A 24659-nucleotide genomic window follows, 5' to 3' on the forward strand; every position below is an offset into this window, starting at 1 on the left:
TCCCTCTCACCCCCAGCCCAACCGCCGCGCGACCGGCGCCAGCCGCTCGGCGACCATCCGTTCCGGCCCCTCGGGCCGGCCGACCGCGATCCAGCTGCCGAGCAGGAGCGCGGCATAGGTCGCGGCGCCGACCAGCACGGTGGCGATCACCGCGACCAGCGACAGCGAGTGGCGCAAGGCATCGGGCAAGGCCAGCACCACCGCCGCCATCCCCGCGGTGGCGAGCGCGATCCGCCACGGCGCGACGAGCTGCGCGACGATCGACAGGCCGACCAGCCGCCGCACATAGCCCATCGTCACCAGCATCAGGATCGCATTGGTCAGCACCCGGCCGATCACCGCGCCCATCACGCCATAATGCCAGATCAGCGCGATCAGCAGCGGCAGCTTGACGAGGATCTCGACGACGCGCTGGCGCAGGAAGATCGCGGTGCGGTCCATCGCCATCGCCATCGGGTCGAGCGGCGACACCCAGACGACGAACACCGGCGCGAGCGCCAGCCAGCGCAGCATCGGGATCGCCTGGATCCAATTGCCGCCGAGCACCACCGGCACCACCTGCCCGGCGAGCAGGCTCAGCCCGACCATCCCCGGCGCGGCGATGGTGAGCAGCGTCTGCGAGATGCGCAGATAGGCGCGCGCCATCCGCTCGCGCGAGTCCTTCATCGTCACGAAGCCCGCCATCAGCGGCCGCATCGCCGGCGCGACCAGCACCTGTTCGGGCACCGACGACAGGTCTGCCGCCATCGAGAAGCGGCCGAGGTCGGCCTTGCCGATGAAGCGGCCGAGGATCAGCTTGTCCGACTGCCAGCTCAGCGCGGCGAGCGCCTGGGCGAGGCTCGCCCAGCCGAGGAAGCCGGCGAAGCTGCGCCATTGCGTCAGCCCGAGCCGCGGCCGGAACGGCGCGAAGGCATAGGACTGGATGAGGCTGGCGAGCGGCGTCACCACCGTCCCCGCGGCGATCGCCCAATAGCTGCGCGTCGTCACCGCGAGCAGCACCGCGACCGAGAAGCCGAACACCTTGCTGACGATCTCGATCACCAGATCGCGGCGAAAATCGATCCGCCTCGCATATTGCACCATCGCCGGGCTCTGCAGCCCGCGGGTAATCGGCGCGAGCGCGAGGAACAGGATCAGCGGCACCAGCCGCGGATCGGCATAGGCCCAAGCGAACGGCCAGGCCGCCGCGGCGACGATCAGCGCGAGGACGAGGCCGCGCAGCACGCCGATGGTGAAGGCGGTGTCGAGATGGCTGCGGCCGATCGTGTCGAGCCGCACCAGCGATTGCGCGATCGGCAGTTCGGACACCGCCTCGACGACGAAGATCAGCGTCATCGCCACCGAGATCAGGCCGAAGTCCTGCGGCGACAGCGTCCGCGCCAGCACAATCAGCGTGGTGAAATCGATACCGCGGGCCATCAGCCGCGACGCCATCAGCCATGCCACGCTGCCCGCCGTGCGGCTGCCGACCCCGCGGCCGCCGACCTGTCCATCCGTCATTGCCGCCCCCATGGCCTTCCGGCACCGCTCGTGCCCGCCGACCCGTTCGCCGGCGGCTGCCGCCCCGGGCGTGCGGGGGCGGCCTCGCGGCGCTCCCTACTCAATCGCGCGGGCTGAAAAAAGTCCTCTGCGCGAAGCGGTTGAGCAGCACCGCCTGCCAGCGGTGATCGAACGCCTCCTTGCCGCTCTTGAGCAGCCGGCGGGCGCGCAGCAGCGGCGAACCGCTGCGATATTTGGGATCGATCGCGCGGCTCGCGTCGACGGTGAGATATTGGGCGAAATAGGGGTGGGCGGCGAGGAAGTCGGCATAGACGCGGCGGTGCGCCGGCTCCCACGGGCCGCCGGTCGTGTTCCACGGTTTGATCGGGCCGGTGAAATGGACGATGCTCGGCGCGATCGCCCGCGCGCGGTCGGCGAGGCGGAACCAGGTCGAATAATTGTAGCGCGGGTGCAGCATCATCCGGCGCGGCCCGCCCGGTGCGTTGAGCACCGCGTTGAGCGCGCTCTGGTCGTGGTGCTTGCAGCGTTCGGGGTTCTCGGCGAGGAAGCGCAGCGCCGCGCCGGTGAGCTGGCGCCACGTCTCGCGCCGCGCCATCATCACCCCGGCGTTGAAATAATCGGCGACGCGATCGATGCCGATGCCCTTCAGATAGGCGGGCGGATTGGCATAGCGGCCGCCATTGTCGAGCCGGTCGGCGCCGGCGAGCAGGGTATCGGGCGGACAGTCGAAGCCGATCAGCGCGGCGACCGGGCCGACGATCTGCACGTCGCCGTCGATGTAGATCACCGTATCATATTGCGCCGGGATCTCGGCGTCGATCACCAGCCGGCCGAGCGTCGAGCTCGGACAGTGCAGTTCGGGCAGCCGGCCGACGCTGTCGGTGAGGAAGCGGCGGCTGTCGAGGAAGCGGAAGTTGAACCGCGCCGGCGCCAGCGCCGCCTGGATCGCGCGCTGTTCGTCCTCGGGAATGTCGATCAGATAGATGAGGATGTCGGCGATCGCCGCGACTTCGGGCTGGGCGGCGAGCTGCGAGGCGGCGATCAGCGCCTGCGCGACATAGCCGCGGTCGCTGACGAAGGTGACCACCCGTGTGATCCCCGGCCGGTTGCTCTCGGGCGTCCCCAGGGGGAAGGTGTCCACTCATCAACTCCTGACTGCACGCACCGGATCGTGGAACCCTGCGCGACCGGCGGGGACGATCCTGCCGCGCCCGCCACCGGAACGTGGCAAGGCGATGCGATACAACGTTCTTCTCCCCATTATCGCCCGCGAGGGATCAATATTTGGTAAGCGCCCGCCATGTCATCGCCAGGCAGGATAGCCTTGCCGGACAGGGGATGCTACGTCTTTGTCCGGATTGGCAAACCGGCCGGCGGAGGGCGCGCGTGGACGCGCCGCCCCGCGCGACCGGGCCGGACGGGCGCCGGACGGGGCCGCATTAGGGGCTGTGATGGTCGTTCTCGCAATTTTCTGGCTGCTGTTCTTCGCCGCGGCGGTGTCGGGCATCCGCTGGACGCTCTATCTGTTCTTCTGCAGCCTCGCCTTCGGCTCGCTCGCCATCCTGCCGGTCAACCTCACCGGCGGCACCACCTTCCTGCCGCACACCGCCTGTTCGGCCTTGCTCTGCGTCCGCTCGTTCATCGCCTGCCGCAAGCCGCATCTGCTGGTCGACGGCCTGCTCGATTACAACAAGCTCGGGCTACTCACCGCGTTCATCGTCTTCGGGCTGATGGTCACCTATACCGCGCCGTTCCTGTTCCACGGCGCGCCGATCATGGGGCTCAACAACATCACGCGCAGCCCGCTGGGCTTCGGTTCGGGCAACATCACCCAGCCGCTCTATCTGCTCGCCGCCTTCGCGATCACCATCTCGATCTACCAGCTGCTGCTGCAGACCGAGACGCGGCGGATGGTCTATCAGGCGATCTTCATCGGCGGCGCGATGGCGGTGCTCGCCGGGATGATCGACATGGCGACCGCGGGCAGCGGCCTGCTCGCGCCGCTGCGCACCGCCACCTATGTCATCATGGACGGCGACGACGTCGGCGGCATGCGCCGCGTCATCGGCTTCAACACCGAAGCCTCCGCCTACGGCACGCTGGTGCTGTCGTTCGGCTCGATGATCTATTTCATGCGGTTGGGCGAGGCGCTCGGCGGCATCTATGCCAAGATCCAGACGCCGCTGGCGCTGGCGCTGATCGCCTTCACCGTGCTGTCGACCTCGTCGGCGGCGTTCCTCGGCCTGGGCGTGCTCGGCATGATGGCGGTGTTCGCCAACGTGCTCGCGCTGCGCCACCCCGCCGACGAGAAGCGCGCGCTGATCCAGCTGCTGGTCATCGGTGCGGGCGCGATCGTCGTCGCCGCGCTGGTGATCGCGACGCCCAGCCTGTTCAACGGCGTCGTCGACCTGGTCGACAGCCTGATCTTCAAGAAGACGTCGAGCAGCTCCTATTCGGAGCGCAGCAGCTGGAACATCGTCAGCCTCGAAGGGCTGGTCGCGACCGGCGGCTATGGCGTCGGCGTCGGCTCGACGCGCGCATCTAGCTGGCCCGTCGCGGTGCTGAGCAGCACCGGGGTGATCGGCGGGCTGATGATGGCACTGTTCTTCCTCCGCCTGATGACCGCGAGCCTGCGCGGCGCGAGCGACGAGATCCGCCGCGTCGTGGTTGGCGCGCGCTATGCGCTGCTGATCTGCCTCATCCCCGGCGCGGTGGCGGGGACGCTGGTCGATTTCGGCGCGTTCAACGCGACGCTGTTCGCGATCACCACCGCGCTGCCGACGCTGATCCCGGTCGCGACGCGACGCCGGCGCATGCGCCGCCCCGGCGCCGGCGAACCGCGCACCATCGCGCCGCGCGCGCAGCCGGCGCCGCGCCCGGCCCGCGCCGGCGTCCGCCGCGTCGCGCGCTGAGGGTTCGCGCGGAGGGCGCGCGGCGGCTATGGACGGGATGATATTCCAAGCGACGCACGCCTCTCTATGAGATGCTATACCGGGACGGCTCACGTGTTCGGCCGGTCGCGCCCATCATTCGGATCAGCATACGACAACAGCCAGATAGTCAGGCCGATCGGCTGATATGGCGCGGAGTGTCGCGTCACGCGTGACCAACGGCACCTTCCGAACCCGGGCGGTTGCGATCAGAAAGCAGTCCCCTGGGTCTTTGTGGCCGGTTTCCACTGCCACCTTGGCAGCCTCTATGGCAATCCGCTGGTCTATCGGCACCATCCGCGCCCGCGTCACCGCCACAGCATCGCGGAACCAGTGATCCGGCGCGTCATCACCGAGATGTGGACGATCCGCCACCCGGGTTTTCTGCGACGCGACCGCCAGCTCCCATGCCGTGATCGGCGACGCCAGAAGCGCACCAGCCTCTTGGCTGTCACCGATCGCCACCAGCGCCTCCTCCATGAGGGGAACGTTGCCGGTAACGAGCCAATAGAGGGTGTGCGTATCGAGAAGAACGCCTGCCAAGAGCGATTACGACTTGGCCGTGGTCGATCGGCCAGACTTGCTGCCTTTGAGTGCCTGCGAGGCAATGGGCTTCGTCAGGTCGACGCCCTTCTTCAGCGTCAGACCCTTGAGCGCGCCGACGCCGAAAACCGTGACGAGCCGACCTGTCTTCGTATCGCGAACGACCGTGCTGGTCGATGTGGCGTGGGACTTGGTCATTCCCATAATATACGCCGTCCTACGCCGAGCTCCAAACGACCGATCCGCGTCCCTTCTGCACGGGGACCTCGGATTTCGATGTCGGCCGCCCCCTCCGCGCCTCTGCGCGCACCCTGCTCGCTGCCCGGCCGGCTGTCCCGGACGCCGGGACGGCGTGGCTGGCCGTCTGCGTCATCCGTGCTATCAGACCGGCGAGAGGAAAGGAGCGGCGATGGGCAAGCGCATTCTGGTGACGGGCGGGGCCGGTTATATCGGCAGCCACACGTGCAAGGCGCTCGCTGCGGAGGGCTTCGTGCCGGTGACCTTCGACAATCTGACGCTCGGCGATGCCGCGCGGGTGCGCTGGGGGCCGCTGGTCGAGGGCGACGTGCGCGACGGCGCGGCGGTGGCGCAGGCGATCGCCGATCATGATGCGGCGGCGGTGATCCATTTCGCCGCGGACGCCTATGTCGGTGAATCCGTCGCCGATCCGGCGCGCTATTACGACAATAACGTCGGCGGGATGATCGGCCTGCTCGCCGGCATGCGCCGTGCCGGCTGCACGCGGATCGTCTTCTCCAGCACCTGCGCGGTCTATGGCAGCCCGGCGACGCTGCCGATCGACGAGGATACGCCCGCCGAGCCGGTCAATCCCTATGGCCGCACCAAGCTGATCTGCGAACAGATGCTCGCCGACCATGCCGCCGCCTATGGCATCGACTATGTCGCGCTGCGCTATTTCAACGCGAGCGGCGCCGATCTCGACGGCGAGCTCGGCGAGGACCGCGACTACGAACCGCATCTGATCCCGCGCGCGATGCTCCACCTGCTCGGCCGGCTGCCCGATTTCGCGGTGTTCGGCAGCGACTTCCCGACCCCCGACGGCACCGCGATCCGCGATTACATCCATGTCGCCGATCTCGCCGCGGCGCATCTGCTCGCGCTGCGCCGGCTGCTGGACGGCGGCGAGGCGGCGGCCCGCGTGTTCAACCTCGGCTCGGGCAACGGCCATTCGGTCGCCGCGGTGCTCGCCGAGATCGCCGCGGTCTCCGGACGGCCGCTCGCCGCGCCGCGCGGCGGCCGCCGCCCGGGCGACCCGCCGCAGCTCGTCGCCGACGTCGCGCTGGCGCGTGACGCGCTCGGCTTCACCGCACGCCATTCGGCGCTGCGCGACATCATCGCCTCGGCGTGGCGCTGGCATGCGCAGACGCACGGCACGCCCCAGACCGGCCACGGAGACGCTTGTGCATCTTGAGAAACGCATCCTCATCACGGGTGGCGCCGGCTTCCTCGGCTCGCACCTGTGCGACATGATGCTGGCGGCGGGGCATCGCGTGCTGTGCGTCGACAATTTCTTCACCGGCACGCAGCGCAACGTCGACCATCTGCGCGACAACAACCGCTTCGAGCTGATGCGCCACGACGTCAGCTTCCCGCTCTACGTCGAGGTCGACGAGATCTACAATCTCGCCTGCCCGGCCAGCCCGATCCACTATCAGCGCGATCCGGTGCAGACCACCAAGGTGAGCGTGATCGGCGCGATCAACATGCTCGGCCTCGCCAAGCGCACCAAGGCCAAGATCTTCCAGGCCTCGACCTCCGAAGTCTACGGCGATCCCAGCATCCACCCGCAGACCGAGGATTATTGGGGCAACGTCAATCCGATCGGCATCCGCTCCTGCTACGACGAGGGCAAGCGCTGCGCCGAGACGTTGTTCTTCGACTATCGCCGCCAGCATCACCTGACGATCAAGGTGGCGCGGATCTTCAACACCTATGGCCCGCGCATGCACCCCAATGACGGGCGCGTCGTGTCGAGCTTCATCGTCCAGGCGCTGCGCGGGGACGACATCACCATCTTCGGCAACGGCGAGCAGACGCGCTCCTTCTGCTACGTCAGCGACCTGCTCGACGGCTTCGTCCGGCTGATGGACACGCCCGAGACGGTGACCGGGCCGATCAACATCGGCAATCCGGTCGAGTTCACGATGATCGAACTGGCGCAGCTGGTCATCGAGCTGACCGGCTCGCGCTCGAAGATCGTCCACCTGCCGCTGCCCGCCGACGACCCGCGCCAGCGCCGCCCGGACATTGCGATCGCCCGCCGCGAGCTCGGCTGGGAACCGCGCGTCCAGCTGCGCGAAGGGCTCGAGAAGACGATCGCCTATTTCGAGACGCGGCTCGCCGAGGGCGCGACGGCGGCGGGGTAGGACGCCTGCCTCGGCGTGATATGGTGACGCGCCGTGCGCCCGCGGCCGTGTGGTTCGCGCGGAGGCGCGGAGGGTTTTCCTATCGACCAGCGGTTCGGGTTTCGTCGCCCGTCGCTACGGGTGTCGCTGATCTCCGCTCGGTGGCTCACGCGCCGGTCTGCGTCGGGATGAGGCAGCCGCTCTCACGCCTCCGACGATCACCAGACAGAATGCTGCGCCTCAGCGCCTCCGCGCGGATCATCGTCCCCGCGGCTTTGCAAGGACCATCGATCCGCCGACAGGCCAACCCGACGAGGGCGACAACAGGCGCCGAACCACGGCAATGCGCCTCGAATTCCCCCCGCCCGCGCCAAAACGGGACGCTTCAGCGACGAAACGAGAATATCGAAGCGATTCTGTCCTATCAGGCCGTGTCCCGCTGCTTGCCAAGGCCGATTGGCTCATGCGATGGCATATCAATCATTTCGGCGGCACCGTCGGGGCGGCCATCAGCAAGGCCGATCCAGCCAGGCGTCGCGGTGATACGACCCGTCAGGATAGGACCGAGCCGTGCCAGCGCGATATTGTGATGCTCTTGCCAGAACGGTCGGCAGCATGGCGGTAGGGGAGCGGCGGCGATGACCGGCCGCCTCGCCAGCATCGTGGTGATCAACCACAATTACGGCAGCTTCCTCGCCACCGCGATCGACAGCGCATTGGCGCAGGATCACACGCCGCTCGAGGTGATCGTCGTCGACGACGGCTCGACCGATGATTCCGCCGCGATCATCGCCGGCTATGGCGACCGCATCCGCGCGGTGATGAAGGCGCAGGGCGGCCATGTCGCCGCGGTCAACGCCGGCTATGCCGCGGCACGCGGCGACTATCTGCTGTTCCTCGACGCCGACGACCTGCTGCGGCCCGACTGCCTCAGCCAGGCGCTTGCCATGCTCGAGCCGGGCGACGCCAAGGTGCAGTTCCGGCTGGCGACGGTCGACGGCACCGGCGCCGACCAGAACATGCCCTTTCCGCATTTCCCGCCCGGCTATGCCCCCGCCGACGTGCTGCGCGCCGCGGCGCGGTCGGGCTGGTATCCGTGGACGGTATCGACGGGCAACATCTTCACCCGCAGCTTCCTCGACCAGGTGATGCCGATCGACGCCGGCACCGTCTATCGCTCGCCCGACGGCTATCTCAGCAAGCTCGCGCCGCTCTATGGCGCGGTGCGCTCGCTGCCCGCGGTGCTCGGCGGCTATCGCGTCCATGGCAACAATGCCTGGGCGAGTTCGCAGAAGAGCTGGAGCGCCGATGTCGCGCTGCGCTGGCTGGCGTTCGACCGGGTGCTCGAACACGCCTTCGTCACCGCGGCGGGGCAGCGCGGCGTCGCGATCCGCCAGCCGCTGCTGCGCTCGTTCCAGAGCCTCGAATATCGCATGCAGGCGCTGCGCTTCGCCGATCCCGCGACGCGCCCGCCCGACCGCCGCCACCGCGTCGTCAGCGATGCCGCACAATGGCTGGTCGAGCTCCACCCGTTCGGCTGGGCGGGCAGCGCGGCGCGCTTCGGCTGGCTGCTGTTCCTCGGCTATGCGCCGCGGCCGCTGGTCGAACGCCAGATCCGCAAGGCGCGCACCCAGACCAACCGCTCGCCGCTGTTCAAGGCGCTGCTATCGCTGACGCGGAAGTTCGAATAGCCGCGGTTGTGTGAAGAATTGGGTTCGCGCGGAGGCGCGGAGGACGCGGAGATGATGCGCTTGCCGCGTCGGTCGCGCGCCTGATCGGGGATGGGATCGGAGATGCGGGCCTCTACGCCCTCCGCGCCTTTGCCCGAACCTATTTCGAGCCGATCACGCCCCGTTTTTAGGCGACGCTATACGGCGTCCTGCGGAAGGAGCGCAGCGCGCGCTTGCGGCGCAGCGGCACCCGCCACGGCAGGGCCCAGCCGAGCCCGAGCCGCGGCGGCTGGTCGAGCCCCGGCCCGGCGCGGCCCGACGTCGTCTCCCAATAGGGCGCGAGCACCGGATGGCGCGCGACCAGCGTCGTATAGGCGTCCTTGAACTCGCCGTTGTACGAGGGATATTTGTCCGCCCACGGCTTTTGCGCGCCGGTGAAGTGGATGATCGCCGGGTTCATCCGCTCGCGCAGCCCGAGCAGCCCGTACCAGCGGTTGAAATTGTAGCGCGGCGACAGGAATTCGCGCTTGGCGCGCGGGGTGATCGCGTTCAACGCGCTCTGGTCGTGATAGCGGCAGATCGCCGAGCGATCGCGCATGAACTGGAGCGCCTGCACGCCGAAGGCCGCCCATGTCTCGCGCGTCGCCGCCAGCACGCCGCTGTTGAAATAAAGCCGCGGATCGCTGATCCCGAGCCCGCGGACGTAATGCCGCTCGCCCGTCGCGCTGCCGCCGGCTTCGGACCACCACATTTCGGCGGCGTCGGGCCCGGCGAGGATATGGCCCTCTCCGACGTCGTGGCTGACCAGCGGCAGGATCGATCCGACGATCTGCACGTCGCCGTCGATATAGACGACATGCTTGTACTGGCTGTCGATATACCGAGACGACGACAATCGCGCGAGCGCCGCCTTGGGCACGTGCGTCTCGTTGAACACCGCGCCGTCGGGCAGCGCGAAGCCGTCCTTGCTGATATGGCGGAAGGCGATCTTCGGAAACGCCGCCTGCAACGCCGCCCCCTGTTCGGGCGCGATGTCGATCAGCATGATCATCACATCGGCGATCGCCATCACGTCCGCCTGTCGCGTAATCTGTTCGGCCGCGACGATCGTCGGGACGAGAAAGCCCCGATCGGTCGAAAAGAACACCAATCGGTGCCGACGGTCGCTCATGCGTTACCCCTAAGTGATCGCAAGCTTCGAAGCGCCCGAAGGCCCTGCCAGCCCGACCGGGATTAGGCGGGACAGGGTATATTTGCCAGCTATATCAACGGCTCGTCCGATGGAACGGGCCAATAATCCGATAAAATCGCGGCAATCCAACAGTATTGCTGTCCAACTTTACTGTCGATGCCCGGTCTTTCACGCACGGCATCGGCGCTCCACCGGAGCATCCGGTGGATCGGATCATGTGACAACTTGGGGAATAGCCCCGAAGATGCCGGACAGGGCTAGTCCGTCGGGTCGGCCGGGCGCTTGATCAGCCCGTAATCCTTGTCGAGCACGTCATCGAAGACGCCGAGGACGATATGGAGATCATCGCCGGTCAGCCGGCTGTCCCGATCGACGACGTCGCTGCCGCGGATCGAGCCGGCGAAAGTGCGGAGATGGGCGATGGCCTCGTCCACCCGGCGTGCGGCTTCCTTCTCGGTCATGCCGCTTGGTGGCATCCGTCCCGATCCTGCACAAATTTTTTCTGCTGCGGCGCAGCGGATACGCGGTGATGCGAGCCGGTGATGCGACCGATCCCCTAACGGATCAGCCGCTGCGTGAACGGCAGCCGGTCGAGCGCCAGCACGCACAGCGCCGATGCGATCACCGCGAGCAGTGCATCGACTAGGCAGACGGCGAGCGTCGCCCGGCCGATCAGCCGCGCGGCAAGGTCGAGGAACAGCAGGTGGACGACATAGAGGCCGAGGCTGAGCCGCGCGAGCTGCGCGAGCAGCGGCGGCAGGTGCAGTGTCGGCGGCAGCGCCAGCGCGACGAGGAAGGCGGCGATGCCATAAGGGATGGTCATCACCGTATCGTCGGTGAAGCGCGGGAAGGGGATCGTCCCCTGCGCATGGAGCGCGGCGACCTCCCCGAGCTGGAGCGCGGCGGCGAGCGCGAACAGCGCCAGTGCCGGGGCGAGCGCCGGCCGGATATCGCGCGCGCGCATCCACGCGCCGGCGGTGATGAACAACAGTCCGAAGAACGGCCCGTTGCGCGTGTTGAACGGCGGCCGCGGCAGGCCGAGCCAGCCGCGATACGGCCCGAAGGCGAGCGCCAGCGCGTAGAAGAGCAGCGCCAGCGCGAGCACCGCACCCCAGCCGAGCCGGCTGCGCACCAAAGCGAACAGCACGCCGGCGACGCCGAGCGCGGGCAGGAACCAGAGATGCTGGCCGTCGAGCCCGGTGACCAGCAGCCGCACCAGCATCGCCGGCGAGCGCAGCTCGGCGAGCGAACCCTTGAAATAGAGGATATAGACCAGCGCCCAGACGAAGAAGGGCGGCGCCAGCCGGACGAGCAGGCGCATCGCGGTGCGCGCCGGTGCGCGCGGCGACAGGAAATAGCCGAAGGCGACGAAGAAGAACGGCACCGCGAAGCGCGCCAGCACCGCGATCGTATCGGCAGCGGTGGCGGCGTCGTTCGCGCCGTCGGCGACCGCATGGATCAGCACCACCGCGACGAAGGCGACCAGCCGCATCAGGTCGACGCCGGCGCGCCGCGGCGCGACCTCCGGCGGTGCGGCGGGCAGGACGGCGCTGGGTGTCGAAGCGATGGCGGCCTCCGTACGGCAACGGCCGGCGCATGGTCACCGGCGGCGGGATCGGAACGCACACGCGCCGGTCACGCCGGCGGCACCGGTCTAGTCGCTCTCCCGCGCCGACGCCAGCGCCCGCCACCGATCCCGTATCGCCGGGAAACACGACAGGATGTCCCCAAAGCGCGACACCTCCGCGCCTCCGCGTGATCCTGTTGGGGCACTCATCGGATAGGGCGCGCAGAGGCGCAGAGGACGCAGGGGAGATGCGGATTGGTCGCGTGATCCGCAGCGGTTGATGGGTTCACGCGGAGGCGCGGAGGTGTCGCGCCTGCGGTGATCGCGGCTTGTCACAATTGCCCTCGAAATGACCGGGCCACGCTTCCCCGAAACACGACCTCTTCGCGTCTTCGCGTGAGCCAAAATGCCGGATTCCCAGAGGCTTGGGCGCGTGATCGCCAGGCCGGCACGGGGTGGGGCGGAGGGGTGGGAGCTTGCGACCGCGTCGCGGCTCTGCGCGGACAAACGCCGTCATATCAGCCGCTTACCGTAAGCGGCGCTTACTCTTTATAGTAATTGCGGTAGGCGCGCCGTCTGCGTCGCCGCGACCGCCGCTTGAGCAAGACCACGACCGATAGCAAGCCGACCAGCGCCGCAAGGATGACAAGGGTAGGAACCGACATGCTCACGATTTAACACAGGCTCCCTCGTGAACGTGTACCGGCATCTAACAATGATGCGCTGCGATATGCAACGCCCAATCGCTTGCCCGCCGTGTTCAACAATGGGAAAGCATTGATCGCGTTTTCGACAAATAGCAATATTCGCGCACGCCGATCACGGTAAATATTAAATAAACAGCGGCCGAGCCGCGGCCGCGGCGCGTCCTTGATCCGGTCAGCCGTGGTCGAAACCGGCAGGATGATCTGATGGAGACGTTGTTGTCCGGTCATGGCATAACATTCGGCCGGCACGGGATCGGGCAAATGACATCTGGCCTGAATAATCGTCGGCCAGGCGCCGCGACGTTGCTGGATCAGGGCCGGCGGGGATAGGGTCGCGCGACTTGTCGCGACGGTGACGGGCAGCGCTCGCAATGTCCGGCGACGTCGATCGACTTGCTGGTCATGTGAAACCCTGCGGCGCCCGCGGCAACGCTGATGATATTCGCCGCGGCATGGCCGCGGACCGGGGTCGATTGTCCGCAGCGGCTACAGACCAAATTGATACGCGGCTGATATTGCTCGCCTTCTATCGCGCGATTGTCAGTCGGCTGGACGAGATTGGCCTGCATCAGGATATCGAGAATGCGATAGACGCTCGACGCCGCGGGCTCGGCGCCGCTGCGCGACGAGGCGTTGGCGAGCGCGAAGATCTGGTCGCGGGCATCGGCATGCGCCGCCTCCTGCGCGCGCGTCGGCGCCGGTGCGGCGGGCGCGGGGCTGCCGCCACGGCCCCGGCGCAGCATCTTGGTGGCGATGCCGAGCACCATCGCCTCGCCGCCCTGCGGCCGGCCGGCGAGCTGCCAGAGCAGCAGCACCGTCATGCCGAAGCCGAGCGCGCCCAGCGCGGCGAAGCCGGCGAGTGCGGCGACCAGCCACGGCTTGGCGAGATCGGCGGGCAGCCATTGCGTCGCCGGATAGACCAGCGCGCCCATCACCAGACAGCCGATCACCGGCCGCAGAATCGCCTTGAGCTGCGCCCAGACCGGTAGGTCGATCGCGTCGCGCGCCGCCTTCACCGCCATGCCGGCGAGCACCAGCGCGGCCGCCGCGCGCGCCGCGGCGATGCCGGGGATGAGGAAGAACCACGCGCCGGCGATGACCAAAGGCACCTTGACGAGGAAGTCGGTGAGCTGGCGGTTGAAGATCAGCGTCGAGCGGCGCAGCGCCAGCGCCAGCGCGTTGAGCGGCGTCCACAGCAGCCCGGGAATGCCGGCGAGCGCGAGCCATTGCAGGATCGGCGCGACCATGTCCCATTTCGCGCCAAGCGCGAGGCTGACCACCGGATGCGCGAGCAGCGCGGTGCCGGCGAGGATCGGGAAACCGAGCAGCGCGACCGCGGCGAAGGTCTTGAGATAGGCCTGGCGCAGCCGCGCCGGATCGTCGCGCACCGCGACCAGCCCCGCCGACAGCGGCCCGAGGATCGGGGTGAGCAGCACCTGCCCGGGGATCGAGGCGAGGCTGTCCGCCATCGTGAAGCGGCCGACCGAGGCGGTCGGCGCGAGCCGGCCGAGCACCAGCCGGTCCATCTGCCAGGCGAAGGCCGAGAAGAGCTGCGCGCCGCTCAGCCAGCTGAGGAAGTTGCGGAACAGCCGCCAGTCCTTGAGCGACAGGGTCGGGCGATAAGGGGCGAGCACGAACGACATCAGCGACGCGGTCACCGGCGAGGCGATCGTGCCGAGCGCGAGCGCCCAATAGCTGCCGGTCGCCACCGCGACGCCGATCGACACGCCGATCGAGACGAGCTTGCCGAGCAATTCGGTGGCGACGGTGCGGCGGAAGTCGAGATCGCGATTGTACAACGCGAGCCGTGGATTGTTGATGCCGCGGAACGCCGGCGCCAGCGCCAGCGCGAGGATCAGCGGCAGCAGCCGCATGTCGCCGTAGACGATCGCGAACGGCCAGGCCGCCGCGCCGATCAGCACCGCGAGCACGACGCCGCGCAGCACGCTGAGCGTGAAGGCGGTGTCCATCATCGATCGGGTGATGTCGCGCTCGACGAGCAGCACCTGCGACACCGGCAATTCCATCACCGCCTCGACGATGAAGATCAGGCTCATCGCGATGCTGATCAGCCCGAAGTCGGCGGGCTGGAGCAGCCGCGCGAGCACGATCAGCGCGACGAGATCGATCAGCCGCGACAGCAGCCGCCCGCCGACCGCGAGGATCGAGGCGAGTGCGGTGCGATGCGACGCGGCCACCGCGGCGGGGGCAGGGGTGGGGACGGTGAGCGCGGTCACGTCAGCGCGCCGACGCCGGGACGCAGCGTCCGGGAACAGGTACGGGGCGCACGGCCGCAACGAACGCCAATAGTCTGTGCTCCGATGCCACGCCGGCGCGGGACCCACGCGATCCCGCTCCGCAAGCTGCACCGCGGCGGCTCATCGCGTTGATTAGCCGTTCCTTTGTGGCCTGTCATCAGCCTTGGAGCCATGGTGCGCCGCACCAAGTGTCTCGCTGCGGTGCAGCTTCGCGCGCCGGGGCGGCGGCCCTGATCCCCGCCGTCGCACTATCTTAGTCTATCGCTCTAGTAATGATCGGCTAACCATAATAAACAGCCCAATCGTATCGGCAAACATCGTTCACCCTGTCTTTACCTTTTGCCGGCTAGGACTATAGGGGAAGGATTAGGGTGTGATTATGGCGATACCTGCTCAGATCATCGGCGACGACCGTGGCTCGAAACGTTTCACGGTCGGGCTCAATGCGACGCTGCGCGACCAGGTGACGCGCCCGCACGACGTGATGATCGACGATCTGTCGCTGACCGGCTTCCGCCTGTCGGGCGGACCGACGCTGACCGTCGGCAGCGAGGCGTCGATCGGCTTCGCCGGCATCGGCATCCATCAGGCGCGGGTGACGCGGCAGGACGGCGACGTCTACGGCTGCGAATTCGTCACGCCGATCACGCCGGAGATGCTCGGCCGCGCGCTCTCCGCCGAGCCGGTCGCGCCGATCGCCTTTCCGACCGGCGCGGGCGCGCTGCTCGACCATGTCCCCGAACCGTTCGTCGAACCCTATTCGGGCCGCACCAAGCTGGTCATCGCCACCGTCGCCGCAGCCGCCGGCTGGGCGGTCGCCGCGGGCCTGTATCTCGCGCTGAGCTGAGCGCCGCGCGCAGGGGGCGGGAGACCGCCCCCGCCGCGCGCCCGCCCCTACAGGCGCAGCACCGCCGAGGCGGTGACATTGCGTCCGGCAAAGGCGCGGGCGCTGTCGATGCCGTCCGCCGGCATCCTGTCGCGCACCTGGCCGACCTCGCTGATCGCGACGACGTCGAACAGATTCTGCGCGTTGAGCGCCAGCCGGATGCGCGGCGTGACGTCATAGGACATGAAGCCGTTGGTCAGGGTATAGCCCGGCATCTTCAGCGTGTTGGAATCCCCGGCATAGGAGGCGGTGGTGCCGGTGACGTTGAGGCCGACGGCGAAGCGGCCGGTCTCGATCGACGGCGTCGCCTGGAAGACCAGCGCCGCCTGCCGATAGGGGATATGGCCGTTGAGCGTCGGATCCACCTCGCTCTCGGCGATGCGGGCATGGGTATAGGTCGCCCCGCCGACGAGATGGAAGAGGCCGCGGTCGATGCCGCCCTCGACCTCGATGCCGCAGGACCGGTAATGGTTCTTGACCAGCATCTGGACGGGGATCGCGATCTCGTTGGTTTCGGCGGTGAGCGCGCGGAAGGCGGTGAGATTGACGAAGATTCCGCCAGCGCGGAATTTGACCCCGGCATCCTGCTGGTCGACGTCATTGACCGCGACCGCATCGGCGATGCTGCCGTCGGGGCGGATGCCGCCCCCGAACAGCAGATGGTCCGCGTTGAAGCGCGCGCCGCGGCTCACCCGCCCGAACACCGCCAGATCGTGGACGATCTCGTAATTCACGCCGGCCGAATAGGTGAGATAGCGCTTGCGATAGTTGACCGGCTGGGCCGCGGCCAGTCGGACGACGGGGACGGCGCGCTCGGGCGGCTGGAGGAGGCCGTCGCGGTCGACGTCGATCGGGCTGGTCGCCGCGCCGGCATAGCTGCCGGTGGCGGACGAACCGTTGAAGCGGATGCTGCCGCCGATGTTGAGGCCGCTGAACTGGATGTTGGCGCCGACATAGGGCGCGTCGATCGTGTAATCGACATTATAATAACGCTGGCAGCAATTGCCCCAGATCGGCTCGCCATAAGCGATCAGGCCATGCTGCGTCACCGCCTGGCCGGCGCCGTCATAGACGTCGAGCAGCGCGGCATCGCGGCCCTTGGCCTCCTCGAGATAGCTGTTCCAATGCCAGTCCATCCGCACCTTCTGGAACGACTTGAAATAGCCGAGCGCGATACTGCCCGTGACGTGATCGCCGCGATAATCGCGGGTCAGCGACAGGATATTGGTCGCGTTGGTGAAATCGTTCAGCGTCACGCCGAAGGTGAGGGCGTAGAGGCCGAGGCCGTTGCCGTTGAGCGTGGCGGGGTCGGCGATCCCGCGACCGGCGCGCGGCCCGCTGGCATAGCGCAGCGTCGCGCCGTTGCCGCCGATCGTCTGCGCCAGCGTGGCGAGCGGCGCGACCAGCCCCGGATAGGAGGTGGCGGCCGATCCCGCGTTGCTCGCGACGTTGAACAGGTCGGAGACGGTGACGCCGTCGCCGAGATCGAACGACGCCTGCGCGCCGCCCCCGCGGGTGCGGATGCGATAGCCGTCGGCGAGGTCCGCGGCGATCCGGTTGCCGTCCGCGCCGATCGCCAGGTCGTTGCGGAAATAGGGCGACAGGGCGGTGCCCGCGCGCAGGTCGAAGCCGGGGAAGGCGGTATAGACGGGCGCGTCGGCGGTGCCGGTGATCCGCACCGGCGCCGGCACGAACAGCGGCGTGCGGTCGTCGAGCAATTTGGCGTGGAGCCGGATGAAGCCGTTGGCGAATTTGCGCGTGACATTGGCCTTGAGCTGACCGCCGCGCTCGGCGGTGAAGCCGGCATCCTTGAGACCGCGGCCGATCCGGTAGAAGCCGCCGACATGGAAGGTCCAGTCCTGGCCGAGCGGGGCGCCGTAATCGGCGTCGATCCGCGTCCGGTCAAAATCCATGCCGCGGCTGACGCCGATCGCCCCGCCGGCGACGTCGCCGGTCTTGCTGATGTAATTGATCACCGCGCCGGGCGCGTTGCTGGTGAAGGTGGACGCCGATCCACCGCGCACCACCTCGACGCGCTGGACGGTGAAGTCGGGGCGCAGGAAGGTATCGGCGGTGGCGAAGGCGATATCGCCGAAGTCGAGCACCGGCAGCCCGTCCTCCTGGAACTGGACGAACTTGGCGCCGCCATCGGCCGCGGGCAGGCCGCGCACCGCGATATTGGCATTGCCCTCGCCGCCCGAGGATTCGGCGCGCAGCCCGGGCACGTTGCGCAGCAGGTCGGCGCTGCTCATCGGCGCCAGCCGGGCGAGATCCGCGGCATCGACCGCGCTGATCGAGATGCTGGTGGTCAGCCGCCGGCGCGGCCGCGCCGTACCGGTGACGATGATATCCTTGTCGGGCGAGGGGGTCTGCTCCGCCGTCGTGCCCGCATCGGATGCGGATGCGGATGCGCCGGTCTGCGCCGCTGCCGATTGGGGGATCAGCACGATCGCAGCGACTCCGGCCAGCAGGCGTGACGAAACCTTCATGCAATACCTCAAACAGGATTGGAACCATATTGGTCACATCCTTTATAGAGGCAGGTATCGTCCGACCGACGCGCACCGCTGCCGCCCCCCCGGCGTCGGCAGGATTTCCCGGACGATAGCGTCGCGGCTCAGCGCCGCAGCAGACCGCCGTCGACCGCATATTGGCTGCCGGTGACGTAGGACGCATCGTCGGAGAGCAGGAACAGCGCCACGGCCGCCGCCTCGTCGGCGGTGCCGGCGCGGCCGAGCGGCACCTGATCGATGACGAACCGTTCGAACCCGCGCCGCGCCGCCTCGGGCAGAAAGGCACGGAAATCGGTGTCGATCGGCCCCGGCACCAGCACGTTGACGCGGATGCCGCGCGGCGCCAGCGCCGTCGCCCAGGATCGCGCCGCGCCGATCAGCGCGCTCTTGCTCGCCGCATAGAGGCCGGTGGCCGCCGCGCCCTCATAGGCCGACGAGGAGGCGGTCACCACCACCGCCGCGCCCGGCTTGAGCTGCGTCGACAGCCGGGCGAGCTGCAGCATCGGCCCGCGCACGTTGACCGCCATCATCGCATCGAAGCTTTCGGCATCGACCGCCTCGGGTGGCGCCAGCACCGCCACCGCGGCGTTGAGCCACAGACCGTCGAGCCTGCCGAGCGGCGACACGGCAGCGGCGAGCGCCGCGGCCGCATCCGGATCGGCGGCATCGTTGACCAAGCCCTGCGCGCCGGTGCCGAGCCGCGCTTCCACCGCCGCGACCCGCGCCGCATCGCGCCCGGTGACGACGACCGCGCCGCCTTCCGCGACGATGCGCTGCGCCCCGGCGAGCCCGATCCCGCGCGTGCCACCGGTGATCAGGATGCGCTTGCCGTCGAACCGTGCCATGCGACTCTTGTAGCGGCATGGGGCCGCTGGCCGACCTGACGGCGCCGGCATTGCGCCGCCCCATGCCTCATGCGGAACCGCATCCGCGGCTTGAACACGGTACGGGCTATCCGTACAAGAGCATCGTGCACACGGTGATCGAAACCCCGGCCTATCTGGCTGCGGCGAAAGAGGCCGGCATGGGGGATGTCGAGCGTCAGGCGGTGGTCGACCTGATTGCCGTCAACCCGGAGGCTGGCGATATCATGCCGGGATGCGGGGGCGCGCGGAAGCTACGCGTCGCGCGACCGGGTGGCGGTAAATCCGGCGGCTATCGCGTGATCAGCTATTACGCCGGGGCGGACGTTCCGGTGTTCCTGCTGACCGTCTTTGCGAAGAACATGAAATCCAATCTTACCAAAGCCGAGCAGCAGACGTTCAGCACCGCCGTCAAGCTGCTCACCGACAGTCTGGGAGTCCGACATGGCAAAGCGCGCATTTGACGGGATGATGGCGGGGATCGCCGATGCCATCGCTTATGCCAATGGCGATGACAGCCGGGGCAGGGTGGCGACGCCCTCGCCGGAGCTCGACGTGGCGGCAATCCGCAAACAGACGGGCAAGACGCAGGATCAATTCGCCCGCGCCTATCGCCTGCCGATCGGTACGCTGCGCGATTGGGAGCAGCGCCGCACTCAGCCCGATGCGCCGGCGCGCGTGCTGCTCGGGCTGATCAGCGCGGAGCCGGATACGATCGAGAGGCTCGTCCAGCAGGTCTGAGTGAACGCCGCGCGTCGGCTTACCACGTCTGTGGCTGGTCGGCTGCGAACGCCGTGTCGGTCGACGCCCCCGCCTCCGCCGACGCCAGCACGCTGTCGGCGGCGACCAGCCGTTCGGCGCGGGCGACTTCGGCGGCGAAGTCGCGCAGGAAATTGGCGCGGGCGAAGCGGCTGGCATTGGCGATCGCCGCCTCGGGATCGAAGCCGGGCAACCAGGCATCGAACCGGTCCATCGCCGCGATCAGCGAGTCCGCGGTCTGTTCGTGGAAGTGGATGCCGGTCTCCCCGTCGATCACCGTCTCGGTGCCCCCGCCGCGGCCGAACACCACCACGGGGCGGCCCGCCGCCTGCGATTCGACCGGGATGATGCCGAAATCCTCCTCGGCGGTGAAGATCAGCGCGCGCGCCTGCGCATAAGCGGCGCGCAGCTCGTCGAAGCGCATCCGCGTCGTGAAGCGGACGTTGGGGCCGGCCTTGGCCTTGAGCGTCTCGAGCATCGGCCCGTCGCCGATGACGTGCAGCTTGCGGCCGCTGCGGGTGAAGGCCTCGACCGCGATGTCGGGCCGCTTGTAGGGGACGAGCTGGCTGATCCAGACGCATTCGTCGCTGACCGCATCGCTGCGCTGGAAGATGTCGACGTCGACCGGCGGATAGACGACGCTCGCCTCGCGGCCCCAGAATTTGCCGATGCGGCGGCGGACGAACTGGCTGTTGGCCATGATCACGTCGGGACGAGACGCGCTCATCCGGTCCCAGGCGCGCATGCGCGGCGCGACGAGGCGCAGGTAGAGGCCGGCGAGCTTGCCGCTCGCCTTGCGATAGGCGTGATACTGGTCCCAGATGTAGCGCATCGGCGAATGGCAATAGGTAACATGGACCGCATCGGGGCGGGTGATGACGCCCTTGGCCGGCCCCGCCTCGCAGCTGATGACGAGATCATAGGCGCTGAGGTCGAGCGCCTCGAGCGCGGCGGGCATCAGCGGCAGGTATTTCTGATATTGCGTCTTCGCCAGCGGCAGCTTGGCTATGAAGGTGCTGAAGATCCGGTGGCGCTTGAGCGTCTGCGACAGCGCGCCCTCGTCGACGACATGGGTGAAGATGTCGGCGTCGGGATAGAGGTCGCAGATCCGCTCGAGCACGCGTTCCCCGCCGCGCATCGTCACCAGCCAGTAATGGACGATCGCCACCTTGCGCGGGCGCGGCGCGGACGGGGTCTCAGGGGTCATCGGAGGTCCTGTGGCACGGGCGCGGCTATTGCGGCAGCGCGAGATGGGGACGCTGGCTGCGCCGCTCGGGGAAATAGGTGCGCGGCGCCTCGGTCGCGGTCGCACGCGGGCTCGGGCTCGTCGACGGCGGCGTCGCGGTGGCGGCGGCGGCGGTCGCCGCATCGCCCGGGGTGACGGTCGGCCCGGGATAGGTCGGCGGCACGATGCCGACGCCGACGGTCGCGCCGCTCGTCGCGGTCGGCGTCACCGGCGTCGTGCCGGCGGCGGCGTCGGCGGGCGGCACGTCGGGCAGCGCCGCCAGCGCCGCATCGGACGGCACCCCGGCGGCGGCGCGGAAGCCGCTATAGTCATAGGGCTGGCCCGGCAGGCGGTAGAAGACGTGATGGCCGAGCACGCCGAGCTTCAGCAATTCGGGTGCCCATTTCGGGAAGACGTAGAGCGTATGGTAATGCGTCGCCTGCCCCGCCTCCGCCGAGATCGCGCCGTTGAGCGCGGCGGCGGCGACGGCGAGCGCCAGCTTGAAGCGCGCCGGATTGGGCGCGCGGGCGAGCGAGCCGTCGCAGGTGAAGCTGAACTGGCAGCCGGTCGGCCGCTCCGCCCCCTGGTTGACCACCGCGCAGATCGTCTTGGGATAGCGCGGATGGCGCAGCCGGTTGAGCACCACCTGCGCGACCGCGCGCTGGCCGGCGAGCGGTTCGCCGTTCGCCTCGTAATAGACCGCCTTGGCGAGGCAGTCGGTCTGCCGGTCGAGATCGGCGCCGAGCCACGCCGCGACGAACGACGGCGCCAGCGGGTTGCTCGCATGGCTGAGCGGCAGCGCGAGGTTGCGCGCCAGCGCATCCTGCGGCGACAGCGGCAGCACCGCGCTCGGCACGAAGCTGTCGAGCGGCAGCGCATCCTCGGCGAGCGGCGTCGCGCCGCCCTCGGGCGCGGCGGCGGAGGTGGCATGGTGCGGCGCGAACGGAATCGCGTCGAGGAAGCTGCCGTCGTCGTCGTCCATCGTCCACAGCGCGAATCCCAGCACGACGACGATCAGCAGCGCCGCGAGGCCCCACAAGGTCGATCGTTGGGATTGGGCTAGCGGCACGGACACTCCTCGAAGGCAATCGGCGCGCGCACCCATGGCCGATCGCTGCGCTCCTGTCGTGCAGAGGCCGCCGGCGATCTGCCACCGCATCGTGCGTTTTCGGGACATTTGCAAGCTGGCAGAGGCGATTGGCAGGCGCGGGGTGGAGGCCGGGCGGCATCGCAGGGGGTGATCGGGGATGATGGGCGCGCAGCGGCGCGCAGGACGCCGCTGCCGGTTCGAAGCTACTTAAGCTGGCGGTCCCTCAAGATATTGCGGTCTGCCGTCGTCGAGATTGAGCCACGCCTGTTTACTGGAGGTCCAGATATGCTCGGTCGGCTCGAACGAGTCTGGCCGGTCAAGGCTTCCCATGGACAAGCCTATCGTACCGGCGCTCCGCCGTTCCGAAAACAGGGTCGTCCCACATGCGGTGCAGAACCCGCGATATATGCCGCTGTCGGCGCTCAACCATCCGACCGGACCGGCGATGACGAGCCCGGCCGAGGGTATCATGATACGCGCATAGAAGGCGGCACCGGTTGCCTTCTGACAGCGACGACAATGACAGACGCGTATGTTGAGAGGTTCGGCGTCCGTGCTGTAACGGCAAGCCCCGCAGAGGCATCCGCCTTCGATCGATGCTGAACTGCTCATCCTCGTAATGTGCATAATCGGCGCCCCTTCGGGAAGGCCGATCGTGCTGTGTTGCGTGAAGGGCGTTGGCGCGCCGACCGAAGTGGGGCAGCCCAGCAGAATGTCACAGCGATTGAACCTGACCGCGCTCCTCGTCGACGACTATGACACTGCATTGTCATTCTTCGTCGGGAAACTGGGCTTTGCACTGCGCGAGGACACCCGGTTGGCGGACGGAAAACGATGGGTCGTAGTCGCGCCATACGGTTCGGCGAGCGGGCTGTTGCTGGCGCGAGCTGTCGGTGACAGGCAACGTCAGGCGATCGGGGATCAGAGCGGCGGTCGGGTGTTCCTGTTCCTCGAAACGGACGACTTCGCCCGCGACCACCTTGCCTACACGCAGCGGGGGGTACGGTTTGTCGAAACCCCGCGTCATGAGCCTTACGGCACCGTGGCTGTCTTCGAAGACCTCTATGGCAACCGCTGGGATTTGATCGAGCCCGTCTCTGTCCAAGGGTAAGTCGCCAACGAAAGGCGAGCGATCGAAGGCTCCGAGCTTCCACCTGACGTAAAAGTGGGGAGCATCGCCGTTCCCGCTATTCCCCATGAGCTGAATGTCCGCCCCCTCGACTTGACCGCCGCGGACAGGCAAGTCGGGGAAACCGCGGCAGGCGCGGCGGAAGGAGGGGCCGGTGGCCGATCATGCGGCGGCGCTGGAGACGCCGGCAAGCGGCAGGACGTCGCGGCAGCGGCTCGGCTGGGCGGCGCCGGCGCTCGCCGGGCTGCTCGTCGCGCAATGGCTCGCCGGGGGCGCCAATCAGGGCGTGTCGAGCGCGCTCGCCGCCTGCGCCGATGCCGCGCTGGCGATCGCGGTGTTCGCGCTGGCGCCGGCGCAGTCGCGCTTCTGGGCGCGCGCGCGCGGGCCGTTCGTGCTGCTCGCCGCGGCACTGCTGTGGGCGGCGCTGCCCGGCCTGCTCCCCGCCGGCCTCGCCCGCGCGCTGGCGATGCCGGTCAATCCGGCCGCCGACCGCTTCGCCCTCGCGCTCGCCAAGGCGCTGGCGACGACGCTGCTGCTGATCGTCGCAGGCCTGCTCGCCTATCGTGACGGTTCGGCGCGCGGGCTGGTGCGGGTGCTGACGCTCGCCGGGCTCGTCTATCTGCTGTGGGCGGCGGCGGATGCGCTCGACTGGCTGTACGACAGCGCCCGCGCCGCCCGCTACAGCGGCACGATCGGCAATCCCAATGCGGCGGGGATCGTCTTCGCCGCGCTGGCGCTGCTCGCCGGCGGGCTCGCGCTCGCGCCCGAGGCGGAGCCGCCGGCGCTGCGCGGCGCGGCGCTGGCGGGAAGCGCGGTGGCGCTCATCCTGTGCGCGCTGACCGGCAGCCGCAGCGCGGTGCTGCTCGCGCTCGTCGGCGGCGCGCTGCTGCTGGTACGGCGCTGGCGGCGCTGGCAGGACGGGCGGCCGCCGCTGCGGCTGGTCGCTGCGGCGGGGCTGGCGCTGGTCGTGCTGCTCGGCGTCGTCGCCTGGGCGACGCCGGTCGGCGACCGCTCCGCCTATCTGCCCGAGGATGCCGGATCGCGCTGGGCGATGATCGACCATTATGCCGGCATCGCGCAGGCGCAGCCCGTCTGGGGCCATGGCCTCGGCAGCTTCTACGACGTCAACCAGCAGACGCTGACGCCCGAGGTGGCGCCGCTCTACTGGAATTTCGGCGCGGCGCACAACGCAGCCGTGCAGCAGGCGATCGAGACCGGCTGGCCGGGCCTCGCGCTGCTGCTGCTCGCGCTCGCCGCGATCGGCTGGCAGGTGGCGCGGGCGCGGCGTGACTGGTGGACGGTGGCGCCGCTCTGCGCGTTGTTCGCCATCACGGGCAGCGCAATGGTCGACATCGCGCTCAACGTGCCGGCGGTGGCGGCGCTGTTCGCGGTGCTGCTCGGCGCGATCTGGGGCGCGGCGCTGGCGAGCGGGACGCCGCGGGTGCGGCGGCGGGGGAGGGG

22 protein-coding genes are annotated in these 24659 nt (G+C 68.7%); 9 read left to right on the top strand and 13 right to left on the bottom strand.

What is annotated here, in order from left to right:
• Nucleotides 1-6 precede the first annotated feature (6 nt).
• Together BW41_RS05795 and BW41_RS20005 are read right to left on the bottom strand one after the other, a co-directional pair.
• Nucleotides 7-1500 (bottom strand): lipopolysaccharide biosynthesis protein, encoded by a 1494-nt coding sequence (locus BW41_RS05795; protein ID WP_037532353.1) that lies wholly within the window; start codon nucleotides 1498-1500, stop codon nucleotides 7-9.
• A gap of 100 nt (nucleotides 1501-1600) precedes the next feature.
• Nucleotides 1601-2641: a glycosyltransferase family 8 protein gene (locus BW41_RS20005; protein WP_051583285.1), complete on the bottom strand. Its 1041-nt coding sequence runs from the start codon at nucleotides 2639-2641 to the stop codon at nucleotides 1601-1603.
• A gap of 310 nt (nucleotides 2642-2951) precedes the next feature.
• On the opposite strand from BW41_RS20005, the gene BW41_RS05805 reads away from it, so the two are divergent.
• Nucleotides 2952-4412, top strand: coding sequence for a hypothetical protein (locus BW41_RS05805; protein ID WP_051583286.1), 1461 nt, complete (start codon nucleotides 2952-2954; stop codon nucleotides 4410-4412).
• 123 nt (nucleotides 4413-4535) lie between these two features.
• On the opposite strand, the gene BW41_RS05810 is transcribed toward BW41_RS05805, so the two are convergent.
• Both BW41_RS05810 and BW41_RS05815 read right to left on the bottom strand, forming a co-directional pair.
• A complete protein-coding gene (locus tag BW41_RS05810) occupies nucleotides 4536-4973 on the bottom strand; it encodes a type II toxin-antitoxin system VapC family toxin (protein ID WP_051583287.1) in 438 nt (145 codons plus the stop codon).
• Between the two features lie 6 nt (nucleotides 4974-4979).
• Nucleotides 4980-5171: a hypothetical protein gene (locus tag BW41_RS05815; RefSeq protein WP_037532355.1), complete on the bottom strand. Its 192-nt coding sequence runs from the start codon at nucleotides 5169-5171 to the stop codon at nucleotides 4980-4982.
• Between the two features lie 211 nt (nucleotides 5172-5382).
• Here BW41_RS05815 and galE point away from each other — a divergent pair, with 211 nt between their 5' ends.
• The 3 genes from galE to BW41_RS05830 all read left to right on the top strand — a co-directional run bounded on the left by galE (nucleotide 5383) and on the right by BW41_RS05830 (nucleotide 9030).
• Nucleotides 5383-6405, top strand: coding sequence for a UDP-glucose 4-epimerase GalE (gene galE / locus BW41_RS05820; RefSeq protein ID WP_037532358.1), 1023 nt, complete (start codon nucleotides 5383-5385; stop codon nucleotides 6403-6405).
• Nucleotides 6395-7360 (top strand): UDP-glucuronic acid decarboxylase family protein, encoded by a 966-nt coding sequence (locus BW41_RS05825; protein ID WP_037532361.1) that lies wholly within the window; start codon nucleotides 6395-6397, stop codon nucleotides 7358-7360. Before galE ends, BW41_RS05825 begins: the two co-directional genes overlap by 11 nt.
• A gap of 617 nt (nucleotides 7361-7977) precedes the next feature.
• Nucleotides 7978-9030: a glycosyltransferase family A protein gene (locus tag BW41_RS05830; protein WP_037532363.1), complete on the top strand. Its 1053-nt coding sequence runs from the start codon at nucleotides 7978-7980 to the stop codon at nucleotides 9028-9030.
• Nucleotides 9031-9196: 166 nt separating this feature from the next.
• On the opposite strand, the gene BW41_RS05835 is transcribed toward BW41_RS05830, so the two are convergent.
• The 4 genes from BW41_RS05835 to BW41_RS05850 all read right to left on the bottom strand — a co-directional run bounded on the left by BW41_RS05835 (nucleotide 9197) and on the right by BW41_RS05850 (nucleotide 14712).
• Nucleotides 9197-10180, bottom strand: coding sequence for a glycosyltransferase family 8 protein (locus BW41_RS05835; protein WP_037532365.1), 984 nt, complete (start codon nucleotides 10178-10180; stop codon nucleotides 9197-9199).
• A gap of 278 nt (nucleotides 10181-10458) precedes the next feature.
• Nucleotides 10459-10662: a hypothetical protein gene (locus BW41_RS05840; RefSeq protein WP_037532368.1), complete on the bottom strand. Its 204-nt coding sequence runs from the start codon at nucleotides 10660-10662 to the stop codon at nucleotides 10459-10461.
• Nucleotides 10663-10757: 95 nt separating this feature from the next.
• Nucleotides 10758-11768, bottom strand: coding sequence for an acyltransferase family protein (locus BW41_RS20010; protein ID WP_327195578.1), 1011 nt, complete (start codon nucleotides 11766-11768; stop codon nucleotides 10758-10760).
• Nucleotides 11769-12786: 1018 nt separating this feature from the next.
• The gene (locus BW41_RS05850; RefSeq protein ID WP_051583289.1) at nucleotides 12787-14712 is read right to left on the bottom strand and encodes an oligosaccharide flippase family protein; all 1926 of its coding nucleotides are present in this window, start codon (nucleotides 14710-14712) and stop codon (nucleotides 12787-12789) included.
• A gap of 400 nt (nucleotides 14713-15112) precedes the next feature.
• On the opposite strand from BW41_RS05850, the gene BW41_RS20015 reads away from it, so the two are divergent.
• A complete protein-coding gene (locus BW41_RS20015; RefSeq protein WP_051583290.1) occupies nucleotides 15113-15580 on the top strand; it encodes a PilZ domain-containing protein in 468 nt (155 codons plus the stop codon).
• 47 nt (nucleotides 15581-15627) lie between these two features.
• Here the strand turns inward: BW41_RS20015 and BW41_RS05860 are convergent, their stop codons facing one another.
• Nucleotides 15628-18108: a TonB-dependent receptor domain-containing protein gene (locus BW41_RS05860; RefSeq protein WP_037532369.1), complete on the bottom strand. Its 2481-nt coding sequence runs from the start codon at nucleotides 18106-18108 to the stop codon at nucleotides 15628-15630.
• A gap of 128 nt (nucleotides 18109-18236) precedes the next feature.
• Nucleotides 18237-18977, bottom strand: coding sequence for an SDR family oxidoreductase (locus tag BW41_RS05865; protein ID WP_037532371.1), 741 nt, complete (start codon nucleotides 18975-18977; stop codon nucleotides 18237-18239).
• 17 nt (nucleotides 18978-18994) lie between these two features.
• Here BW41_RS05865 and BW41_RS05870 point away from each other — a divergent pair, with 17 nt between their 5' ends.
• Nucleotides 18995-19459, top strand: a complete 465-nt coding sequence (locus BW41_RS05870; protein ID WP_235199587.1) for a type II toxin-antitoxin system RelE/ParE family toxin — start codon at nucleotides 18995-18997, stop codon at nucleotides 19457-19459.
• Complete coding sequence (locus BW41_RS05875; RefSeq protein WP_152542144.1) at nucleotides 19440-19736, top strand: helix-turn-helix domain-containing protein; 297 nt, start codon at nucleotides 19440-19442, stop codon at nucleotides 19734-19736. The genes BW41_RS05870 and BW41_RS05875 overlap by 20 nt, the downstream gene beginning before the upstream one ends.
• Before the next feature lie 19 nt (nucleotides 19737-19755).
• Here BW41_RS05875 and BW41_RS05880 read toward each other — a convergent pair whose 3' ends face one another.
• The 3 genes from BW41_RS05880 to BW41_RS20440 form a co-directional block, all read right to left on the bottom strand.
• Nucleotides 19756-20961: a glycosyltransferase gene (locus BW41_RS05880; RefSeq protein WP_051583292.1), complete on the bottom strand. Its 1206-nt coding sequence runs from the start codon at nucleotides 20959-20961 to the stop codon at nucleotides 19756-19758.
• Nucleotides 20962-20986: 25 nt separating this feature from the next.
• The gene (locus tag BW41_RS20020) at nucleotides 20987-22048 is read right to left on the bottom strand and encodes a cell wall hydrolase (RefSeq protein WP_235199592.1); all 1062 of its coding nucleotides are present in this window, start codon (nucleotides 22046-22048) and stop codon (nucleotides 20987-20989) included.
• 228 nt (nucleotides 22049-22276) lie between these two features.
• Entirely contained in the window at nucleotides 22277-22696 is a 420-nt protein-coding gene (locus tag BW41_RS20440) for a GFA family protein (protein ID WP_327195576.1), read from the bottom strand.
• A gap of 97 nt (nucleotides 22697-22793) precedes the next feature.
• Here BW41_RS20440 and BW41_RS05890 point away from each other — a divergent pair, with 97 nt between their 5' ends.
• On the top strand, nucleotides 22794-23180 hold the full coding sequence (locus BW41_RS05890) for a VOC family protein (protein ID WP_327195577.1): 387 nt from the start codon (nucleotides 22794-22796) through the stop codon (nucleotides 23178-23180).
• Between the two features lie 172 nt (nucleotides 23181-23352).
• A partial coding sequence (locus BW41_RS05895; RefSeq protein WP_037532377.1) for an O-antigen ligase family protein occupies nucleotides 23353-24659 on the top strand: 1307 nt, incomplete at its 3' end.

The organism is Sphingomonas sp. RIT328 (assembly GCF_000632225.1).
GTDB lineage: Bacteria > Pseudomonadota > Alphaproteobacteria > Sphingomonadales > Sphingomonadaceae > Sphingomonas > Sphingomonas kyungheensis.